The organism is Mycobacterium sp. 1165178.9, from assembly GCF_001673555.1.
Classification (GTDB): Bacteria; Actinomycetota; Actinomycetes; order Mycobacteriales; family Mycobacteriaceae; genus Mycobacterium.
In genome coordinates this window covers 1-1109 of the sequence record NZ_LZMB01000536.1, presented here as the reverse complement: position 1 = coordinate 1109, position 1109 = coordinate 1, and the positions used below count along the sequence as shown (strand labels likewise).

At 66.1% G+C, this 1109-nt stretch carries 1 protein-coding gene; it reads left to right on the top strand.

The genetic code is table 11. From position 1 onward, the window contains the following. Positions 1–1109, top strand: a 1109-nt coding sequence (locus tag A5652_RS22870) for an AMP-binding protein (protein WP_156745495.1), incomplete at both ends; no start/stop codon positions are given.

Below are 1109 nucleotides of genomic sequence, written 5' to 3'. Positions count from 1 at the left end.
CGTCAGCGCAGTCTGGCGGCGTATGAGCATCAAGATGTGCCCTTTGAGGTACTGGTCGAGCGGCTCAATCCCACCCGTTCCCTGAACCACCACCCGCTGGTCCAGGTGATGTTGGCCTGGCAGAACTGGCAGACCAACGATCCCGCCGCCGGGTTGGCGTTGGGCGACTTGCAGATCACCTCGCTGCCGGTCGGCGCGCACACCGGCGGCATGGATCTGGTGCTGTCCTTAGCTGAGCGCTGGACGGAAGCCGGCGATCCCGCCGGAATCAGCGGGAACGTGGAATTTCGCACCGACGTGTTCGACGCCGGCAGCATCGAGATGCTGATCGAGCGGTTGCGGTGGGTGCTGGCGGCCATGGCCACCGATCCGGCACGGCGGTTGTCGTCGATGGATCTGTTGGATGCCGCCGAGCACGCTCGCCTGGCCGAGATCGGTAACCGGGCGGTGTTGGACGAGCCGGAGTCGCCGTCGATGTCGATTCCCGCATTGTTCGCGGCGCAGGTGGCCCGCACGCCAGAAGCGGTGGCGTTGGTATGCGGGAGGCATTCGTTGACCTACCGCGAGCTCGATGCGGCCGCCGACCGGCTGGCGCATCTGCTGGCCGCCCAGGGTGCGGGTCCCGGTGAGTTGGTGGCGCTGCTGTTTTCCCGGTCGGCCGAGGCGATCGTTTCGATTGTGGCGGTGCTCAAGACCGGGGCGGCGTATCTGCCGATCGATCCCGGCGTGCCCGCGGCCCGGATCGAGTTCATGCTGGCCGATGCCGGGCCGATCGCCGCGATCACCACCGCCGACCACCGCTCGCGGCTGGATGGGCGGGGGGTGCCCGTCATCGATGTGGACCACCCCGGAATCCGGATGCCGCGCAAGGATTTACCACACCCGACGGCCGACGATATCGCCTACATGATCTACACCTCTGGTACTACTGGTGTGCCCAAAGGGGTGGCCGTCACCCACGGCAACGTGACCCAGTTTTTGACTGTGGCGAATACTTATGTGCCGCCAGGGACCTGGACGCAGTGCAATTCCTATGGGTTTGACACCTCGGTGTGGGAGGTGTGGGGTCCGCTGCTGCATGGCGGGCGGGTGTTGGTGGTGCCCGAAGC